We start from the raw sequence: 17,714 nt of genomic DNA, 5'->3' as shown, positions 1-17,714 counted from the left end.
GAGGAGGGGAGCATGCATGTATGGTATCGATCCATTTCACTGGTTGAAATTAATTCTTCTAATCATCATTATCGTGTTAGCAATATCATTGTTCAATCTTATAATGCAGAATTTGCTCAAAGTTAAGAAAAGAAGTAGTTTCTCCTATCATCACATAAATAAACAGCATAAGATGATTGATTGGACACTTCGGATCGCTTGTATTGGCTTTTTGTTCTTTGCTTATTTTATCAATATCGGTAGAATACATGAGGATCGTGATTGGTTTTTGAAATCAACCTATGTCGTTTTTGTGTTAATTGCATTAACAGAATTAACGAGAGCGTTTTTCGAATGGAAGTATGACGAAAACAAAAAAGCTTATTTGCTTACTATTAGCAATTGGGTTTTGGCGTTATGATCTTGATTGTTTTGTTTACAACGGATTTCTTCGGGTGGCTTGGATAACTTTTATAGGGATAAGGAAATATTGCTAGCATGCCCGGGCGTTAGACGTTTTTGTAGATTTAGCGGGTTAGACTATTGGAGCAATGAAACTATTTAGACATTCATACGTATACAATTGTGAGAGGAGAGATGAACGTGAAAGGTAAAGAGTTATATGTGATGATATTCATCCTCATCCCACTGACACTATTAATGGCTTATGATTTCTTTCCTAGTTTAAATGACTTTTTGTTCTTTCCAAAACCAATGCTGATTGGACTTTTACTATTGGTAGTTTTGTTAGGCTTTTTCACAATACATTTTCAAGAAGAGAAGTCAGCGCAATCTTCTTTTTGGTGGAATGTTAGCTTGGTATCTTATTTACTGAGTTTAATCGTTATATTCACGTTGCTTGGCGGCAACTCACAAGTAGGCATATCCTTGTCTAATCCTGTCTTATGGATTGTGGTTGCCCTAACTGTTTTTGAAATGAGGAAGGAATACAAAAAGGCAAAGGCCCATGAAGTATATGCTTAGCGAGAAGGGGGGTTGAAACAATGCCTTTCTTACTGGTTACACTTCTATTAATCACGTTTGGCTTATTTGTCGATTGGAGAAGAAAGAGATATAGAAAATTCCATCATGATGCAAACAATGTACGTGATCAATCAGAAGTGAAGTTGGATTACAAGATGGAAGGTGACCGAAACTCGCCTAGTGGGTATTTATAGAATGCATATAACATTATTGCCTGAACACCTTTTGGAAGCGTTTCTACATACAGCGCTTCTTTTTTTATCGCTAGAAAATGAAGGATTTTCTGTAGATTTGTGGAATCTAAAAGGGGAGAGCTTGTACAAACGGTCAAGGTGATTGTTTGCTTCTTTATCAAATTACAGCACTTTTTAGCAACTAGCCTGTTTTACATACAGAATAATGAAAAGATGGGGGAGGAACACATTGAAGAAGTTTTTATATTGCATACTCTTTATATTTTCATTGTTCATGCTAGCGTCTTGTCAAAACAATAGTAGTATTGCATTCAAAGGGGAAAGTGGCAACTGGATTTGCGAGTTAATTGCTGATTCTAATTTCTGGGGGAAAGAGACGCAGCGAATAATAATTACGTACAAAGGAGAGAACCTTGAAAAGCTCGGCAACTTCAACTTCGATGTTGAAAGCAGTGATTTCTTAGGATGGGGTGTTCACGATGTAGTTTTCGATAATAACGGCATTTATGAAAGTGGAGATGTCATTAAATTGGCTCGCAAAACGCCAAATACATCTACGATTTTAGTAAATGTAGAAGGTGAATTGTCTGAAACAATTACGTTACGATCAAGTTCATAAGTTCTCTTTTGCACAATAGGTTAGCATGCAGTCAAAAGTAGAACTTTATGAAAAGGGGAATTCCGATGGTCAATAGGGTTATCCAGCAATTCAATTTGAAAGTAGTATCAATTAACGAAGTCGACGATTCTCATAGTTCAACTGTTTATCAATGCAATTTAGTGAACGGGGAAAATGTATTTCTGAAAATACCTCACACGAAACTGAAGTATGTGCGAGAGTTAGAAGCTTATAAGCTCTTAAAAGATCGAGTTTCTATACCGAATATGTTGGATTATTGGCCAGGTGATGATCAATATCCAGGTGCCTTCCTTTTGTCAGAACTAAAAGGGCAACCTTTAACCAACTTTGCGTCACTTACCGTTGCCTATCAGATTGGCGTTCTGCATGCAACCATGCATCAAATTCAGCCACCTACCACATTACAGTTAACAGGTATTCAAGATGAGTTTCCGAACTGGTCAAATTTTGTGGAGAGGCAATTTTATAGTTTTGCTGAGGACGTAAAGGAAGTTTTAGATGGAAGCATTTATAGTCAGGCCATTAAAAAGTTCGAAAGTATGAAACGGCAACTGCCTCCTTCAGATGGTCCGAGCTTCATACATATGGATTTTCGTCCCGCGAATATTATTGTAAATGAAGATAAGGTGTCAGGAGTAATCGATTTTGAAAGTGTACGATTTGGCTCAACAGAGATTGATTTCACCAAGCTGTATCGAGATTTTCTACGTTTTGATTGTAGCTTGTACCTGGCCTATAAAGAGGGCTACAACTCCATAAGGCCTTTAATTGATTTAGAAGTTGTGTTGCCTTTTTATCAATTTACAGATGCGTTTAATAGTATTGGATGGTGCAAGCGCCGTGGTATCGAAAAGAACGCTTTATTCCTGAAGAGAAATATTTCCATTTTAGAAAATGTATTACTTTAAATCACAACAAGCTTGATTAGCATTATGGAATAGCGCTTTATCTAGATAAGTGACCAAAAGGAGAGATGAGAAGTTATGGGTAGTCCGATTGGAACGAGAATTAGCACGATTTTCATCCCAGTAAGTGATGTTACAAAGGCAAGAGATTGGTATTGTGATTTGTTAGGAGTTCCAGCAGATGGAGAAATTGTACATGGACATATCTACGTGATTTCATTGGATAATGTCAATCTTGTGCTAGATAGTAAGATTTTTGAAAAGTTTAAATGTGATGGAATGCCGAGATTTCACTTTGATACGCTAGACATTGAGGCTGCCTATGAATACGCCGTATCTAAGGTAGTCAACATATTGACTGAAATTGAAAATGGTCACTGGTTCAACATTAGTGATCCAGACGGTAATGTGTTAATGATTTGCCAGTGTTAAGGCAATCAAGTATTGGTTTCTCAAAGTAGATTAAAACGGAAATTAAAGATGAATCAAAGAGATGCAATACAACAAACTGGCTCGATTCCGTGAGAACAGTATGAATGGAATAGCCCAATGATGAAGTTTTAATAAAAAAGAATAGGAGTTTAACATGGAATACTGGGAGTTAATTGAGAACCCTAAAGATGAAACATATAGGCAACTAATGAAAGTTTTAACGCGTAATTCTGATAAATTCTATTTCATAACAAGAAGAGAACTCAACTATAATCAAGAAATACTTGCACACTTCGCTCCTTTCACCCTAGAAACGTATAAAACGAAAAAGTGGGCTAATACGATCACAAAAGGTCCAGCTGCAACAGTTTATGTAATCGAGTCAAATGAAGAAACGTATAAGCTGTTAACTACATTCGCAAATACTTTATATGATTGGGTTGCGCCTAATTTACCCGAAGACATCACATTTATGAAGAATAATTTCGCTTGGTTTTCTTGTACGACACACGAGGCATTTGGCGGTTTTACGTTTCGTTCAGATTATTACAAGAATCTACTTTGTGAAATACCTGGCCTTAAAGTACAACAAATAGAGTAAGGCTTAGCATTTATAAATGATCGGTACTTGGAGAGCGGGTACTAGTGAGGGGGAGTAACATTTGAAACACTGTTGTGAAGAAATGAATGTACATGCGAATTTCACATGTGATTTGCATAGTAATCCGTTTGAATGTCCTGATAAGATTGTAATTTATGATGAAGATGACAATGATTATGGTTTGATCATTCATGATGGTGGTTCTGCAAGTGTGGGAATTACCTATTGTCCGTGGTGCGGTTCGAAGTTATAACTTGCTGTATATGCTATCTCACAAACGGCCAATAGAAAGGAAAAGGTGAGCGTCAATGACTCGGTATATGGAAATATTTAAAGAAATTGTCGATATTGTACACCATGACTACGCAGGATATGATGAAAAACAAGGATGGGATGAGCCTGCCCATTATTTTGGAGAAATTGAGAGATTGATATCCGGTAAGCAAATTACACCGCGAGTTTTTACGGATCTCGTCAGCGAATATCTCATGGCTTTTCAAGATCGACATATGTCTTTCAATCTAAAAGGGGCGGATGACGTAAAACGGAGCACTCGAGGTTTCCGGATAAGAAGATATGAAGATGCGCTCTATGTCGTGGAGACTTGCGTGGAGGAGAGGTTTCCGGTCGGCTCCAAGATCATTTCAATTGATCAACAGGAAATCGAAATGATCATCACTTCGGATCGAAGCTATTTGCGGGAGACAAGTGCAGAACGTGAGGACTGGACACATCTTCTCAATAAATCATCATCCATTGAAATAGAGGATGATAACGGCGAACGATTAACGTTCGATTTGAAGAATTATGAACCCATCTTCAAAAAGTTAGCACCTTCGTTGGAGGAAGTTGATGGGGAGACGTTACAGCTCACTTTACCAAGCTTCGCCAACGTTGACGAGACGTTGGATTTCGTGAAGAACCATGAAGAAAAGCTAAAAGCATGTACAAATCTGATTATCGACGTACGAAACAATCATGGAGGGAATGGAAAATCTTTTTCGAACTTATTGCCGTACATTTTTCCACCAGATGAACACCCAAGCACGGGCGGTGAGTTGAAGGAGTTCAATTATACCAATCGCAACTCGGAGCTGTTCATCCAACTCTGCCAGCAGCTAAGAAAAGACATCACTGATGTTGAGACACTAAAATTCTTTGATTCGATTGAAGAAGAATGTGAAAAATATCGCGGTCAAGGTTTTGTGACAATGGACTTTTCGGATGAGTTGGAGACGGAAGCACTTGAGTTTGAAGGTACTGATTCCCCTAAGAATGTAATCGTGATGACGGATGTCTATTGCGCAAGTGCCGCCGAATATTTTGTGGAAATTTGCATGGAATCATCCAAAACGACCGTAATTGGACGCGCAACAATGGGCATCAATGACTACAGCGATTTGCTCATCAAGGAGTGGGATGGCATATACGCACTCTACTACCCGATGTCTCGCCGTATCCATAAAACGTCGAACGACCCTTTGCATGGAAAGGGAATCCGACCTGATCGTTATATCCCTTGGACACCTAAGCACATAGATGAAGATCTGGATCTTTTGTATGCCATGAGCATGTTACGAGAATGCAAGATTGCAGAAGGATAATTTGTAAACGTTTCTGAGCGGATTGGGAGGGGGGTTCTTTGTTTTTTATATCACGATGTTGATTGTTACAAGTGCGTAGTATTTGGCGATAAGAAACAGTTAATTGCGGTAATATGTAAAAAGAGAAGAGGCGTTATAAGTTGACTATTCAACTCAAAGAAGCTTTGGAATCAGAAAAATCAGTTCTGCGTAACTTGTATTCATTGTATCTTCACGAGCTTTCGAATTTCACTACGAATTTACATTTAAGTGAAGATGGTGTTTTTCATTATGAGGAATTGGATGATTTTTGGAGCGTGGATGGATTATCACCCTATTTTATCACCTTGAATGAAAAAATTATTGGTTTCATATTACTACTAGAACGTCCATTTTTGACAAAAAGCAATGATTATGGAATAAACGATTTTTTTATACTTAATCAATACAAAGGTAAGGGTTTAGCTATGCAAGCAGCTAAAGTGCTATTTGAAAAGAAAACGGGGCAATATTTTATAATACAGATTGTTAAAAATGAACGTGCAGTTGCATTTTGGAAAAAAGTCTATCTTGAATTAAATATTGAAATAAACGAAAGACAAGATTTAATTGACGAAGAGTTGTGTCTCATTCAAACATTTCATGTTTAAATCAATTAGCGGACGTACTTGGCGTGTACTTTCTGAATCCGAGTCAATGACCTTTTATGGAATAAGTTCTAATACTTAGTTGATTGGAACGGAAGCTGGCGACTTCGGGAGGAATAGCGAACAAGTGAAATGCTCTGTGTGCGAAGTGAGACTTGTGGGATCCCCTCACACCCTCTGGAAGCAATAGGGGATAAAACCGTATTGAAGGAGAAATCAATGAATTATATTCAATCACTAAGAAGCGTTATTGGAACGAAACCCATTATTGCTCCAGGTTCAGCAATCATAGTGGTCAATGAGGAACATGAAATTTTATTGCAGTTACGTTCGGATACAAATGACTGGGGTATTCCCGGAGGCGGAATGGAGTTGGGGGATAGTTTTGAAGAGACAGCAAAGAAAGAGCTATATGAGGAAACAGGTCTTATTGCAAACCAATTTGAAATCTTAGGGTTAGCTTCTGGGAAAGATTTTTACTATAAATTTCCTCATGGGGACGAAATATATAACGCTACTGTTATATTTAAAGCGAAAGGGATTACTGGAGAACTGAGAAAAGATAATGAAAGTTTGGATTTAGCATACTTTTCACTGGAGTCTTTACCGAAATTAAATGATACGTCAAAAAAAATCCTTGAAAAGATCGGATTTTTAGACTAGGTAATAAGATAGTACTCTGCAATCTCGCGCAATTATTGAATAAAGATGCTGCCTATTCTTCTAATATGGCAAACGGTTGCTTTACGAATACAACGGCACATTTTGCAAGAGACATTCTTTTGTAATTGGTTATAAATATCAGGTTTTTACAGGGAGGAACAGAATGTCAAAGTCGATTATTTTTGATATGGACGGAACGCTTTTTCAAACAGATTTGATATTAGAATACGCACTTGAAGATACGTTTAAGCATTTGCGCTCTATGGATAAGTGGAATGATCCAACGCCACTCCAGCAATATCGGGAAATTATGGGAGTTCCATTACCACAAGTATGGGAAACTCTTTTGCCGAATTACTCGACTAAAGATCGAGAATACGTTGATTCGTATTTTCTAAAAGAATTACTGGAAAATATATGTGATGGCAATGGGAGCTTGTATCCAAATACGAAAGAAATTTTGAGTTATTTACATGAGAAACATTATGCCATCTACATAGCAAGCAATGGGTTAACTGTATACCTAGAAGCAATCATAAGTCACTATCAGCTAGATCAATGGATTACAGAGACGTTCAGTATTCAACAGATTGACTCATTAAATAAAACTGATCTTGTTAAGCGTATCATTGAGAAATACGGAATAACGAATGCGGCGGTGGTAGGTGATCGTCTATCGGACTTCAATGCAGCTAGAGATAATGGGTTACTATCTATAGGATGTAATTTCGATTATGCAAAAGAAGATGAACTGTCCCATGCGCATTACGTAATAGACGATTTGATGGAATTAAAAGAATTATTGTCTCCGAATGAAAGGGAAGATTAGTAAAACGTGTTTTCTATCGTAACAAGAAATACTAAAACTTTCTAAATGGGGGTGGGGCTATGGGAGAATTTATTGAGAACTATAAAGGGTTACTATTGTTCATGTTTCTCTATTGGGGGATTTGTTTTGCCATGCTTTTGGCGGATGGTAGTTTCCTTTATGTGATGTTATCGTGGAATGTCTTGTTAGCTGTATTGCCTCTGTTATTCATCATAAAAGCTGAGATGTCGATCAAACAAAGAAAACTTGGTGTATCTGTCCTTTGGCTCCTTCTTTGGTTATTGTTTTTTCCAAATTCCGTATATGTTATAACGGACTTTATTCATATATCCAATGATAAATTCTTATGGATGCTAGACGTCGGGAGGTACTCGTCAGAATCGAGTGTTGCATACAGCAACGAAATTATCGTTTGGGCAAAATTGTTCGTGATTGGATTCGGTTTCTTTTTTGCGATCGTAGCAGGGTTAGAGTCTTTCTATATTTTTGAACGGAACGTGAGAAGGAAATATTCAGTCGCTAGTAGTTTTTGTGCACTTTCTGTCGTAGCTGTTCTTACGGGGCTAGGAGTGTACATTGGAAGATTTTTGCGATTCAACAGTTGGGATTTATTTTTTAATCCGATCGCTTTGATAAAAGAAATCAATGGAGTAGACATATTTGCATTGCAATTTATCTGTGTTTTTACAGTCTTTGTTGCGGGCAGCTATTTACTTTATCGGACAATTCGAAAGCAATCTGGACATCGAGAATATGCGTGAATGAGATTTCATACTTCTCAATCAAGAGTCGTCTATCCATAAGATAGGGACAGTTCTGACTTATGAAAAGGGTGATTACCATTAGTCGAAATGTCGTAATAAACAACAAACTATTAGAAGTACATCAAAAAGGGAGTAACGGTACGCCGATTGTTATCGTCACGGGATTAGGTTGCTCTTTTGATGATTGGTATGACATCACCGAGGAACTAAGCAAAGCGAATCGAGTCATACTGTTTCATAGACCAGGTCAAGGTTTAAGCGAATTTAGGGATGAGAACAGAACTACAGAAGCAACTGTTGAAGAGTTGAAGGAGTTGTTGCAGCAACTGGATATTCAAGAGCCCATTGTTCTTGTCGGACATTCTTATGGCGGATTGTGTGTGCAACACTTTGCAAAGGTTTATCCTGAGCTGCTAAGAGGGCTGGTGTTAGTGGATTCGACTTCTGTTGATTTCGCCATTTTGGATACATTACAGTTACCGGTTTTGGATGAGGACAATACAGACGAGACATGGATTGAAAAATACCAACTCTATTCTTCTATGACGACTGATGCGTTACGAGAAATTATTAATCCAACATTAACAGAAAAACAAAAACAATTTCCGGCTGAGATCCAGCAAAGATTACTGGAATTTCAAGTCAATCCAACACTTTACAAGGCTATGAGCTCAGAAATCATCCATTGGAAAAGATGTTACCCTCTTTGAAGAGAAGGGGAATCGTCGGACGCTTATTACAAAAGGAATCATTATTGATGTTTGTCGTTTAGCCCCTGTCGCCATCATGGGTGAGGACGACAGATATAAAACGATTTGTACAGAAACGAACGAACTAGTTGGTGGGGCGTATGGCACATTGTTAGATGACCCGCGCCGATTGACTGTAGGAGAGCAACTTCAAACAGTAGCACAAACGTTGAGTCAAGCTTTAGTAGAATTCGATTACAATTTGTTAGAAGAACAACATATCCATCACCCGTTAACTTTTCAAACCAATATCCCGACGATCTATCGGAGGCCGAAAGACTATTTAGTGATGGATGCCATTTTTTATTGGATTGATTAATAATGTGGCGACAGAGATTATAACGCAAAGGTGTGAGTGAATTGGAAATGCTTGTTAGCTTTTTCATCGGTCTATTGTTTTTATATGTAGGTTTTCTTGCCTCTTTCAAACAAAGATGGCCTTGGATTATAAGGTTTTTAGTTATTTTCACGGGTGTTGGATGGATTGTATATTTCTTGTTTTTAGTGTTTCAGACGGTATTTTCTGTTTAACTTCCTTCCCATTCCCCTCTATTTGCACAGCTAAATCCTTCCGCAAATCAACTACCCAATAAAAACCATTGAATATGAACACTTGTTCTGTATATACTATAAAGAACAAGTGTTCTTTATTATGGAGGAATGCGTTATGTATGAAAATTTGCCGGACCGAAAAGTTGTTTGCCTTGATATGCGGAGTTTCTATGCAAGTTGCGCAGCGGCCATGGAAGGATTGGACGTCATGGACACACCAATCGCTATTATTGGCAATAAAGAACGAAAAGGGGGAGTCGTCTTAGCTGCTTCGCCTGCGCTAAAGAAGGAATTTGGTGTGCAGACGGGCATGCGCCTCTATGAAATTCCTGATGATCCTTCCATTCGATTAATTGAACCGAAAATGCAGTTTTATATCGACGTATCCATGGAAATCGCGAAACATTTAAATCGATATGTACCTAAAGAGGCGATCCATGTGTACTCTGTCGACGAGAGTTTCATCGATCTGGATGGAACGGAGCGCTTATGGGGAAATGCAGAGGATACTGTGAGACACATACAAGATGAGCTATTTGGACAATTTCAGCTGCGTTCAGCATGCGGCATGGGACCGAATATGTTGCTATCAAAGCTTGCGTTGGACTTGGATGCAAAAAAGACGGGATTTGCCCGTTGGCATTATACCGATGTTCCTGCAAAGTTATGGCCGGTAGCACCGTTAAGCAGAATGTGGGGAATCGGCAATCGATTAGAAAAAACATTAAATACAATGGGGATTTTTTCAGTTGGAGATTTGGCACATACGCCACTGGAACGTCTAGAAAAAAAGTTTGGTGTCATGGGCAATCAGTTGTATCACCACGCGCATGGCATCGACTTGTCCGATATGGGGGCACCTCTCCTTGAGGGACAAATCAGCTATGGGAAAGGGCAAATTTTGTATCGTGATTATACGAAGCGGGCAGATATTCTTGCGGTTCTACTTGAAATGTGTGAAGATGTCGCACTGCGGGCGAGGGAAGCGAGAAAAGCAGGGCGAACTGTCCACCTGTCCATTGGCTACTCCAAAAACGCACTTGGCGGTGGTTTCGGACGTTCCCGCTCTTTGCATGAGGCGACGAACGACACGATGACGATTTACCGATTGTGTACGAAGCTGCTCGATGAATTCCATGACGGCCGACCGGTCAGGCGCATTGCCATCAGTCTCTCCAATTTGGAGAATGAATACACGATGCAGCTCAGTCTGTTTGATGAACATAAATGGCGCAATCGTCAGTTAGGGAAAACGATGGATGCCTTGCGAAAGAAATACGGATCTACCGCAATCTTGCGCGCAGTCTCTTACACAGATGCAGGGACAGCAATTCATCGATCGAAATTGATTGGTGGCCATTATAAATAGGAAAACTGTCCGGCTCATCAAGTAGCCGAACAGTTCCGCTTCTACTTTATAGAAGGCAAATGTCGTCGTTGCTTGTAGAGAAGGACAGATGCAAGAAATAGTAATGCACCTGACAGCAAATACGTTATCCGCACATCCCATAATTCGGCCAATAAACCGAACCCTACAGAGCCAATCGCAAACAAAAGCGAAACGAGCGAACTTTGCGCTGCGTACACTTTAGGCAGTTCATCAGCGGTTGCATGTTGTTGCAAATACGTATCCGTTGCAATGCCCTTCAGTTGTTGGAACACACCACTTAAGCCGACAAGCACAAGGGCGACCAAACCTATCTGCGTAAAACCAAAAAGGATTGTGACGCCACAAATGCCAAAGGACGAGATGAGCAAAATGCGTTTCAGCAACTTTTTTGTTGCAGATGCAAAGCGGGAAAAGAAAATTCCACCTACGAGCATACCGACAAAAAATGCTGTATTCAAATAGCCCCACCAAGCTTCGGTTTCTCCTAAAATTTCTGTGACAAACACATAAAGGATGGACGCAATCCAGACGACACTGGCGACTGCCTCAAAAGCAATAGTGACATGCAAACTTCTAAAAAGCGGCCGTTTTACAATGAGCATCCACCCTTCAACGAGCTCATTCCGTCTCCGAATGGATGGCGTTTGCTTTGTGAAAACGGTTGGGTCAACGAGCTTCATAAGGAGCGCTGTGGCGATGATATAGATGGCAACCGTCCACAGTAAAACAAAGTGTCCGCCTGCAAACGCAACAAATAAACCGCCGAGCGCCCATCCACCTAAATTGACCGTTTCGTAAACAATCGAGAAAAAGCTATTGGCTTTGACAAGTTCATGTGGTGTGACGAGACGCGGCACCATCGCTTGGCTTGCCGGTGCGGCCCATCCATCCAAAAAGGCAATGACGAATACGAAAACAAGTATCGACAGCACACTGAATGACTGGAAAACGAGTACAACGAGGATGCCGAGTGCAATCGTTTTGAAAACTTGTGAATAGACGAGTAATTGCTTAAGCGGATACCGGTTCAATAACAGCGGTGACAACAATCCACTAATGAAACGGCCGATCATCGTAAGGAAAGGAACTAAAGCCAATATGAAAGGCGATTCAGTAATACGGTAAAGCACTGTGATGAGCCCGACAATATAAATGATGTCTCCGGAATTCGCCAATGCCTGGCTCATCCATAGAAGACGGAAAGACTGACTGTTCATTCTTACTACCCCTTTACAATCGTAGTGATCTGATTGATACAGGGCAGTTTTTACACACGTTTCACTCCTCGTAATTTTTATCAAAAATCAGGTGTTTTAATAACAAATTATATAAAAGGCTGGTCATAAAAAAACTATAACTACCGATTCACTCTAACCTGACAAGCAGTTTCAGCATACAAGTGTCTTCACATGCTAGTCGGCTGGAGTGCAGGCGCCGAAGAGCAAAAATGTGCTCCCAACGCTACGCTTTTGCTCGCAAAAGCCGTTCTACGTTACGGCTTTTCCTGCGGGGGAATAGCACGAATGGTGAGACCCCGGAGGAAGCGAAGCGGACGAGGAGGCTCACCCGTGCCCCGCGGAAAGCGTGCGCCGAAACGCAAGCCGACGGGTTCAATAAAGTCTACTTGTAAATAAGAGGTTAATTAAGACAACTGAAAATTAAAGTACTTTTCATACACAAAAGATTATTTCCTACATGCTAAATAGTGTTACATGATGGGGTTCGTAAGAAGGTTGACAGTCAATCCGTTTTAGTTGTTTCATTCCGTTTCAATTCAGCTATGTCGGCCTCTAATTGCTCCACTTTTTTCATCAGTCGTGAAGATTCTATCGCATTGCGCACGATGAAAAAGGAAAGAAAGGAGCCGATGACGAAAGCGAAGATGATCGTCAAAATGAATGTAGTTAAATCGAGACCCACCTATTCACCTCTTTTTATTGGATGGTTCTTCCATTATAGCAACTCGTTGCCGGAAAACCAATTAGATAAAGGCAAAAGCATACAAACTCAAGAAAGGACGTTATGCAATGATCCGAGATCGCGGGCGTATTAAATGGACAGCGATGATGCTACCGGAACACGTGGAACAACTGCGTGAATGGCAAAAGGAAGATGGCTATGAAGTCAGGAGACAGCCTGATGAGCAACAAATCGAAGAATGGAATTTGCGCATACAGGAAGCACTCGAAACGAAAGAGCAACTTGTTGTCCACTATTGGCGGGAGCCTGACGTAGTGTGTGCAAAAGGTTTCATTCAAAAAGCAGATGTGCTGGAAGGGGTCCTGCAACTTCAATCTCCAACTGGTGTAGCACATCGCATTCCATTTGTCGATATAAAAAGTATTTCAGATTTCGAATAATTTGTGTGTCGTACCTTTTCTATTGTTCACACTTTTGATAGACTATTCAAAGATAGAGAAAAGAGGGGGAATACTGTGAAAGTTCTAGTTCAGCTTGGCTGGTTTTTCAAACAACGGAAGAAACAATACGGGCTCGGAATCGCAGCGCTTGTATTTGTCTCTTTACTGCAGCTGCTTCCTCCAAAGATCATCGGTTTCATTGTCGATGATATTACTGAGGGGACATTGTCAGCGAGTGAGCTGACAAAATGGCTAATTGTGTTGTTAGTCGCAGGGGTTTTGATGTATGTGTCACGCTATTATTGGCGTGTCATGATTTTTGGTTCTGCTGTCTTGCTGTCCAGGACGATGCGGGAAAAGTTGTTCAATCATTTTACAAGAATGTCACCGTCTTTTTATCAAAAGAGACGTGTTGGGGACTTAATGGCTCATGCAACAAATGACATTAATGCGGTTCAACAAACTGCGGGCATGGGGATTCTGACATTAGTTGACTCAATTTCCACTGGAGGATTTGTCATTTTGACGATGGCATTGACCATCAATTGGAAATTGACATTGATCGCTCTCATTCCATTCCCTCTCATGATATTCTTGACAAGTTATTATGGTCGATTGTTGAGACGCCGTTTCCGATTTGCGCAAGAGGCGTTTTCCAACTTGAACGATAAAACGCAAGAAAGTATTTCAGGCATTAAAGTCATTAAAACATTTGGGCAGCAAAAAGAAGACATTGATGATTTCACAGACTTATCGACTGATGTCGTCGCAAAAAATATGCGAGTTGCCAAAGTGGATGCACTTTTCGATCCGACCATTACGGGTATTTTTGCGCTTTCCTACATTCTGTCCTTCTATTTTGGAACAAAGTTCATCATCGCAGACCAAATGACAATCGGAGATATGGTCGCTTTCGGTACATACCTTGGTTTATTGACATGGCCGATGCTCGCCTTCGGTTTCCTGTTTAATATTGTAGAACGCGGGAACGCATCATATAGTCGGATTACGGAGTTGCTATCCATTACACCTGATATCCAGGACATAACAGGTGCAATTGATGAACGTCCAGAAGGAAATCTACATTTTAATATTGAGGAATTTACGTTTCCTGACGATAAAAGTCCTGCACTCCGAAACGTGCATTTCACGTTAAATCGGGGAGAGACACTTGGTATCGTAGGGAAGACCGGTTCAGGGAAAACTGCCATCCTTAAATTATTGCTAAGAGAATTTGAAGGCTATAAAGGAAAAATCATATATGGCGGAAAGCCGATTAACCAGTATAAGCAACAGCGGTTACGCGAGTCGATCGGTTATGTGCCGCAAGATCATTTCCTCTTCTCGACAACGATCGCAGAAAATATCGCCTTCACAAATCCTAAAATTGACCGCGAAAAAATTTATGACGCAGCAAGGCTCGCGCATATTCACGATGATATACTCGGTTTTGCACAGGGCTATGAAACAATCGTAGGGGAACGTGGCGTATCGTTATCCGGCGGTCAAAAACAACGGGTGTCAATTGCCAGAGCACTTATCATGCAACCAGAATTGCTCATTTTAGATGATTCATTATCGGCAGTTGACGCGAAAACAGAAGAAGCGATCCTTGAATCGTTAAAACGTACACGTACAGGAGAGACGACAGTCATCACTTCCCACAGACTTAGTGCGATTCAACATGCCCACAAAATCATTGTCATGGATGAAGGGACGATCGTGGAAGAAGGAACCCACGAAGAGTTGATTGCACTTAATGGAAAGTATAAAGAAATGTACGATTTGCAGCAGCTTGAAGTACTTGTCGAGCAAGGAGGGGAAGAGTGATGCAAATGGAAAAACAACCGAAATTGACGGCAAAAGATCAATGGATCGTGTTTAAGCGATTAATGCGCTATGCCATTCCGCATAAAGTGAGCATTTCTATCGCATTGTTCTTCCTGCTCTTAACCATTACAGGAAGTATTGTGGGGCCCTTAATTATCCAATCATTCATTGATAATCACTTAACACCGTTACAGTTTCCAAAGAATGAAGTAATGACACTCGCACTAACGTATATCGGACTCCAAGTATTCATCGTCGTTGTCTCGTACTTTCAATTGTTACGCTTCCAAGACATTGCCTTGAAGGTCATTCAGCAAATGCGGATTGACGTGTTTACAAAAGTGCAGGGTCTCGGAATGCGCTATTTTGACAAGACACCTGCAGGAAGCATCGTGTCACGTGTAACAAATGATACGGAATCCATTAAGGAAATGTTCGTCAGTGTCGTCGTCACATTTTTACAAGCGTTCTTTGTCATTATCGGCGTCTACATCGCACTGTTTTCGCTTGACGTGAAACTGACATTTGTCTCTATGCTGCTATTGCCTTTATTCATGGCGATCATTATTGTTTATCGACGATACAGTGCAGACTTTTATCAGGATATTCGAGAGCGACTCAGTCAATTAAATGCGAAAATTGCAGAATCATTATCAGGCATGGGCATGATTCAAGCATTTAGACAGGAGCAACGATTGGCGAATGAATTTGATGATATTAATGAAGGCCATTACAAAGCAGGTATGCGAAATATTAAGTTCGATAGTATTTTGCTTGGTCCATTCATCGATTTACTTTATGCCGTAGCAATCGTTTTTGTCTTAGGTTATTTTGGATTTCTATCACTGGACAGTGCTGTAGAAGTAGGTGTTATCTATGCATTTACTACGTTGATTGGACGATTATTCCAACCTGTTCAACAAGTTATGCAAAGAATGTCCATCTTTCAACAAGCACTCGTATCAGCATCGCGTGTGTTCAAGCTAATGGATGATCCCGATATGGAGCCAGAACAACAAGACACAGCACACAAAGCAATTCAAAACGGAACGATTGAATTTAAAAACGTGACGTTCTCTTATGACGGTAAAAACGATGTGCTGAAAAATATTAGTTTTACAGCGAGTGCCGGGGAAACTGTCGCGCTTGTCGGACATACGGGTAGTGGAAAAAGTTCAATCATCAATTTACTCATGCGCTTTTATGAGTACAATCAAGGCGAAATCCTCATTGATGGTGTGTCATTGAAAGACTTACCGAAACCGGAACTGCGCAAGAAAATCGGCCTTGTCCTACAAGATCCATTCCTCTTTTATGGGGATATAGAAAGCAATATCCGCTTGCACCATCAAGGAATGTCTTCCGCAGAAGTTCGCGGTGCGGCCGAGTTCGTCCATGCGAATGAATTCATTGAGAAGCTGCCAAATAAGTATGCACAAAAAGTGACGGAACGCGGTTCGACGTTCTCAAGTGGACAACGACAACTCGTCGCGTTTGCAAGAACGATTGCAACCAATCCTAAAATCCTTGTCTTGGATGAAGCGACCGCAAATATCGATACAGAAACGGAAGTCGCCATTCAAGCTAGCTTGGAGAAGATGAGAAAAGGAAGAACGACAATTGCAATTGCCCACCGGTTAAGTACGATTCAAGATGCAGAACTAATCCTCGTGTTGCATCAGGGAGAGATTGTTGAACGTGGAACGCATCAGCAGTTACTTTCTCAAAAGGGATTGTACTATATGATGTACCAACTACAAAACGGTATTATGGATGATGCGATTTAACTGTATAAATCGATGGAGCAAGCAACGGAAAGCATCGTTCAAACTTCAACGAATTCAAAAAGACATGTACAGTTATTGACTTGAAATAAATAAGGTCATCTCAAATTCAGGGTAACCTGCAAATGGGATGACCTTTTTGTATCGTTACTAACTAAAATGCATCTTTATATTTTGTAAATTTATGATTGCAATCAGTATAAAATTTGTTCGAAAACGAACTTTCGTTATAATAACACTTCATATGTCAATAACTAAAAAAAGATTAGTAATATTGTTTCAAACTGTAGGCAGACATTAAGAATTAATGTGTTGACCTACAGCTTTTATAAATTACGTTTTGTAGATGATCAAGGGCCTCTTGAAAGTACCCCAAAATTGAGTATTCGTTTTAAATTTAACTAAACACTATTTACTTTAACTAATTTTATTCAAGATTTATTTGGGAACAATTTAATGCCTATTAAGCCACCGATGACACCAGATAATACAGCAATTATTACTGAGGTAACAAGGTTGCTGTTTGGAAGTAAATACTCTGTTAAAAATACAGTAATTCCAACAAATAGACCAGTAAATAAAGCAATACTAATGCTTCCTTTTTTCAAAACAAAAACCTCCAATATTTTACATAGAACTATCCTCTCTAATATTTACGTCTAAACTCTTTAAAAGTTTCGTATTTTATTGAAATTCTTCTTAGTTGAATGAATTTCATAATTACCAGCCTATGTCTCCCAAGGGTTTGTAGACACAAAAAAGGAAGTACCTCCCCAAGTCTTGTATAATGGTAGTCGACGAAAACATTCCATAAAGACTGGAGGGGTA

The 17,714-nt window shown here is 39.8% G+C and carries 22 protein-coding genes; 19 read left to right on the top strand and 3 right to left on the bottom strand.

Going from position 1 to position 17,714, the window contains the following annotated elements; genetic code table 11:
* The first annotated feature begins 16 nt into the window (after positions 1–16).
* The 16 genes from QT711_RS00110 (at position 17) to QT711_RS00035 (ending at position 10,891) form a co-directional block, all read left to right on the top strand.
* A complete protein-coding gene (locus tag QT711_RS00110) occupies positions 17–400 on the top strand; it encodes a DUF4181 domain-containing protein (protein WP_317941459.1) in 384 nt (127 codons plus the stop codon).
* A 182-nt stretch (positions 401–582) separates the two neighbouring features.
* A complete protein-coding gene (locus tag QT711_RS00105) occupies positions 583–963 on the top strand; it encodes a hypothetical protein (RefSeq protein WP_317941458.1) in 381 nt (126 codons plus the stop codon).
* Between the two features lie 20 nt (positions 964–983).
* A complete protein-coding gene (locus tag QT711_RS00100) occupies positions 984–1,157 on the top strand; it encodes a hypothetical protein (RefSeq protein WP_317941457.1) in 174 nt (57 codons plus the stop codon).
* Positions 1,158–1,386: 229 nt separating this feature from the next.
* Positions 1,387–1,776, top strand: coding sequence for a hypothetical protein (locus tag QT711_RS00095; protein WP_317941456.1), 390 nt, complete (start codon positions 1,387–1,389; stop codon positions 1,774–1,776).
* Between the two features lie 65 nt (positions 1,777–1,841).
* Entirely contained in the window at positions 1,842–2,705 is an 864-nt protein-coding gene (locus tag QT711_RS00090) for an aminoglycoside phosphotransferase family protein (RefSeq protein ID WP_317941455.1), read from the top strand.
* Between the two features lie 75 nt (positions 2,706–2,780).
* Entirely contained in the window at positions 2,781–3,134 is a 354-nt protein-coding gene (locus QT711_RS00085; RefSeq protein ID WP_317941454.1) for a VOC family protein, read from the top strand.
* Positions 3,135–3,288: 154 nt separating this feature from the next.
* Positions 3,289–3,735: a hypothetical protein gene (locus tag QT711_RS00080; RefSeq protein ID WP_317941453.1), complete on the top strand. Its 447-nt coding sequence runs from the start codon at positions 3,289–3,291 to the stop codon at positions 3,733–3,735.
* A gap of 61 nt (positions 3,736–3,796) precedes the next feature.
* Positions 3,797–3,988, top strand: a complete 192-nt coding sequence (locus QT711_RS00075) for a DUF6980 family protein (RefSeq protein WP_317941452.1) — start codon at positions 3,797–3,799, stop codon at positions 3,986–3,988.
* Positions 3,989–4,043: 55 nt separating this feature from the next.
* Complete coding sequence (locus tag QT711_RS00070) at positions 4,044–5,339, top strand: S41 family peptidase (protein WP_317941451.1); 1,296 nt, start codon at positions 4,044–4,046, stop codon at positions 5,337–5,339.
* A 140-nt stretch (positions 5,340–5,479) separates the two neighbouring features.
* Entirely contained in the window at positions 5,480–5,968 is a 489-nt protein-coding gene (locus tag QT711_RS00065; RefSeq protein ID WP_317941450.1) for a GNAT family N-acetyltransferase, read from the top strand.
* A gap of 216 nt (positions 5,969–6,184) precedes the next feature.
* Positions 6,185–6,628: an NUDIX hydrolase gene (locus tag QT711_RS00060; RefSeq protein WP_317941449.1), complete on the top strand. Its 444-nt coding sequence runs from the start codon at positions 6,185–6,187 to the stop codon at positions 6,626–6,628.
* A gap of 163 nt (positions 6,629–6,791) precedes the next feature.
* The gene (locus QT711_RS00055) at positions 6,792–7,457 is read left to right on the top strand and encodes an HAD hydrolase-like protein (protein WP_317941448.1); all 666 of its coding nucleotides are present in this window, start codon (positions 6,792–6,794) and stop codon (positions 7,455–7,457) included.
* Between the two features lie 59 nt (positions 7,458–7,516).
* The gene (locus QT711_RS00050) at positions 7,517–8,218 is read left to right on the top strand and encodes a DUF1361 domain-containing protein (RefSeq protein ID WP_317941447.1); all 702 of its coding nucleotides are present in this window, start codon (positions 7,517–7,519) and stop codon (positions 8,216–8,218) included.
* A gap of 62 nt (positions 8,219–8,280) precedes the next feature.
* On the top strand, positions 8,281–8,931 hold the full coding sequence (locus QT711_RS00045; protein WP_317941446.1) for an alpha/beta fold hydrolase: 651 nt from the start codon (positions 8,281–8,283) through the stop codon (positions 8,929–8,931).
* A 76-nt stretch (positions 8,932–9,007) separates the two neighbouring features.
* Entirely contained in the window at positions 9,008–9,289 is a 282-nt protein-coding gene (locus QT711_RS00040) for a hypothetical protein (protein WP_317941445.1), read from the top strand.
* A 348-nt stretch (positions 9,290–9,637) separates the two neighbouring features.
* Complete coding sequence (locus QT711_RS00035) at positions 9,638–10,891, top strand: Y-family DNA polymerase (protein ID WP_317941444.1); 1,254 nt, start codon at positions 9,638–9,640, stop codon at positions 10,889–10,891.
* Positions 10,892–10,932: 41 nt separating this feature from the next.
* Here the strand turns inward: QT711_RS00035 and QT711_RS00030 are convergent, their stop codons facing one another.
* Both QT711_RS00030 and QT711_RS00025 read right to left on the bottom strand, forming a co-directional pair.
* Complete coding sequence (locus QT711_RS00030) at positions 10,933–12,129, bottom strand: MFS transporter (RefSeq protein ID WP_317941443.1); 1,197 nt, start codon at positions 12,127–12,129, stop codon at positions 10,933–10,935.
* 523 nt (positions 12,130–12,652) lie between these two features.
* Positions 12,653–12,832, bottom strand: coding sequence for a hypothetical protein (locus QT711_RS00025; protein ID WP_317941442.1), 180 nt, complete (start codon positions 12,830–12,832; stop codon positions 12,653–12,655).
* Between the two features lie 107 nt (positions 12,833–12,939).
* Between QT711_RS00025 and QT711_RS00020 the strand changes: the two genes are divergently transcribed.
* From QT711_RS00020 to QT711_RS00010, 3 genes are all read left to right on the top strand, one after another.
* A complete protein-coding gene (locus QT711_RS00020; RefSeq protein WP_317941441.1) occupies positions 12,940–13,272 on the top strand; it encodes a YolD-like family protein in 333 nt (110 codons plus the stop codon).
* Between the two features lie 75 nt (positions 13,273–13,347).
* Complete coding sequence (locus QT711_RS00015; RefSeq protein WP_317941440.1) at positions 13,348–15,102, top strand: ABC transporter ATP-binding protein; 1,755 nt, start codon at positions 13,348–13,350, stop codon at positions 15,100–15,102.
* A 5-nt stretch (positions 15,103–15,107) separates the two neighbouring features.
* Positions 15,108–16,889 carry an ABC transporter ATP-binding protein gene (locus QT711_RS00010; RefSeq protein ID WP_317941927.1) on the top strand — a complete coding sequence of 594 codons (1,782 nt, stop codon included), beginning with the start codon at positions 15,108–15,110 and terminating at the stop codon, positions 16,887–16,889.
* A 428-nt stretch (positions 16,890–17,317) separates the two neighbouring features.
* Here QT711_RS00010 and QT711_RS00005 read toward each other — a convergent pair whose 3' ends face one another.
* The gene (locus QT711_RS00005) at positions 17,318–17,494 is read right to left on the bottom strand and encodes a hypothetical protein (protein WP_317941439.1); all 177 of its coding nucleotides are present in this window, start codon (positions 17,492–17,494) and stop codon (positions 17,318–17,320) included.
* Between the last annotated feature and the right edge of the window lie 220 nt (positions 17,495–17,714).

Source organism: Sporosarcina saromensis, from assembly GCF_033253735.1.
Lineage (GTDB): Bacteria > Bacillota > Bacilli > Bacillales_A > Planococcaceae > Sporosarcina > Sporosarcina saromensis.
Note: the sequence above shows the minus strand (reverse complement) of the source record. Positions and strands in the feature narration are given on the sequence as shown.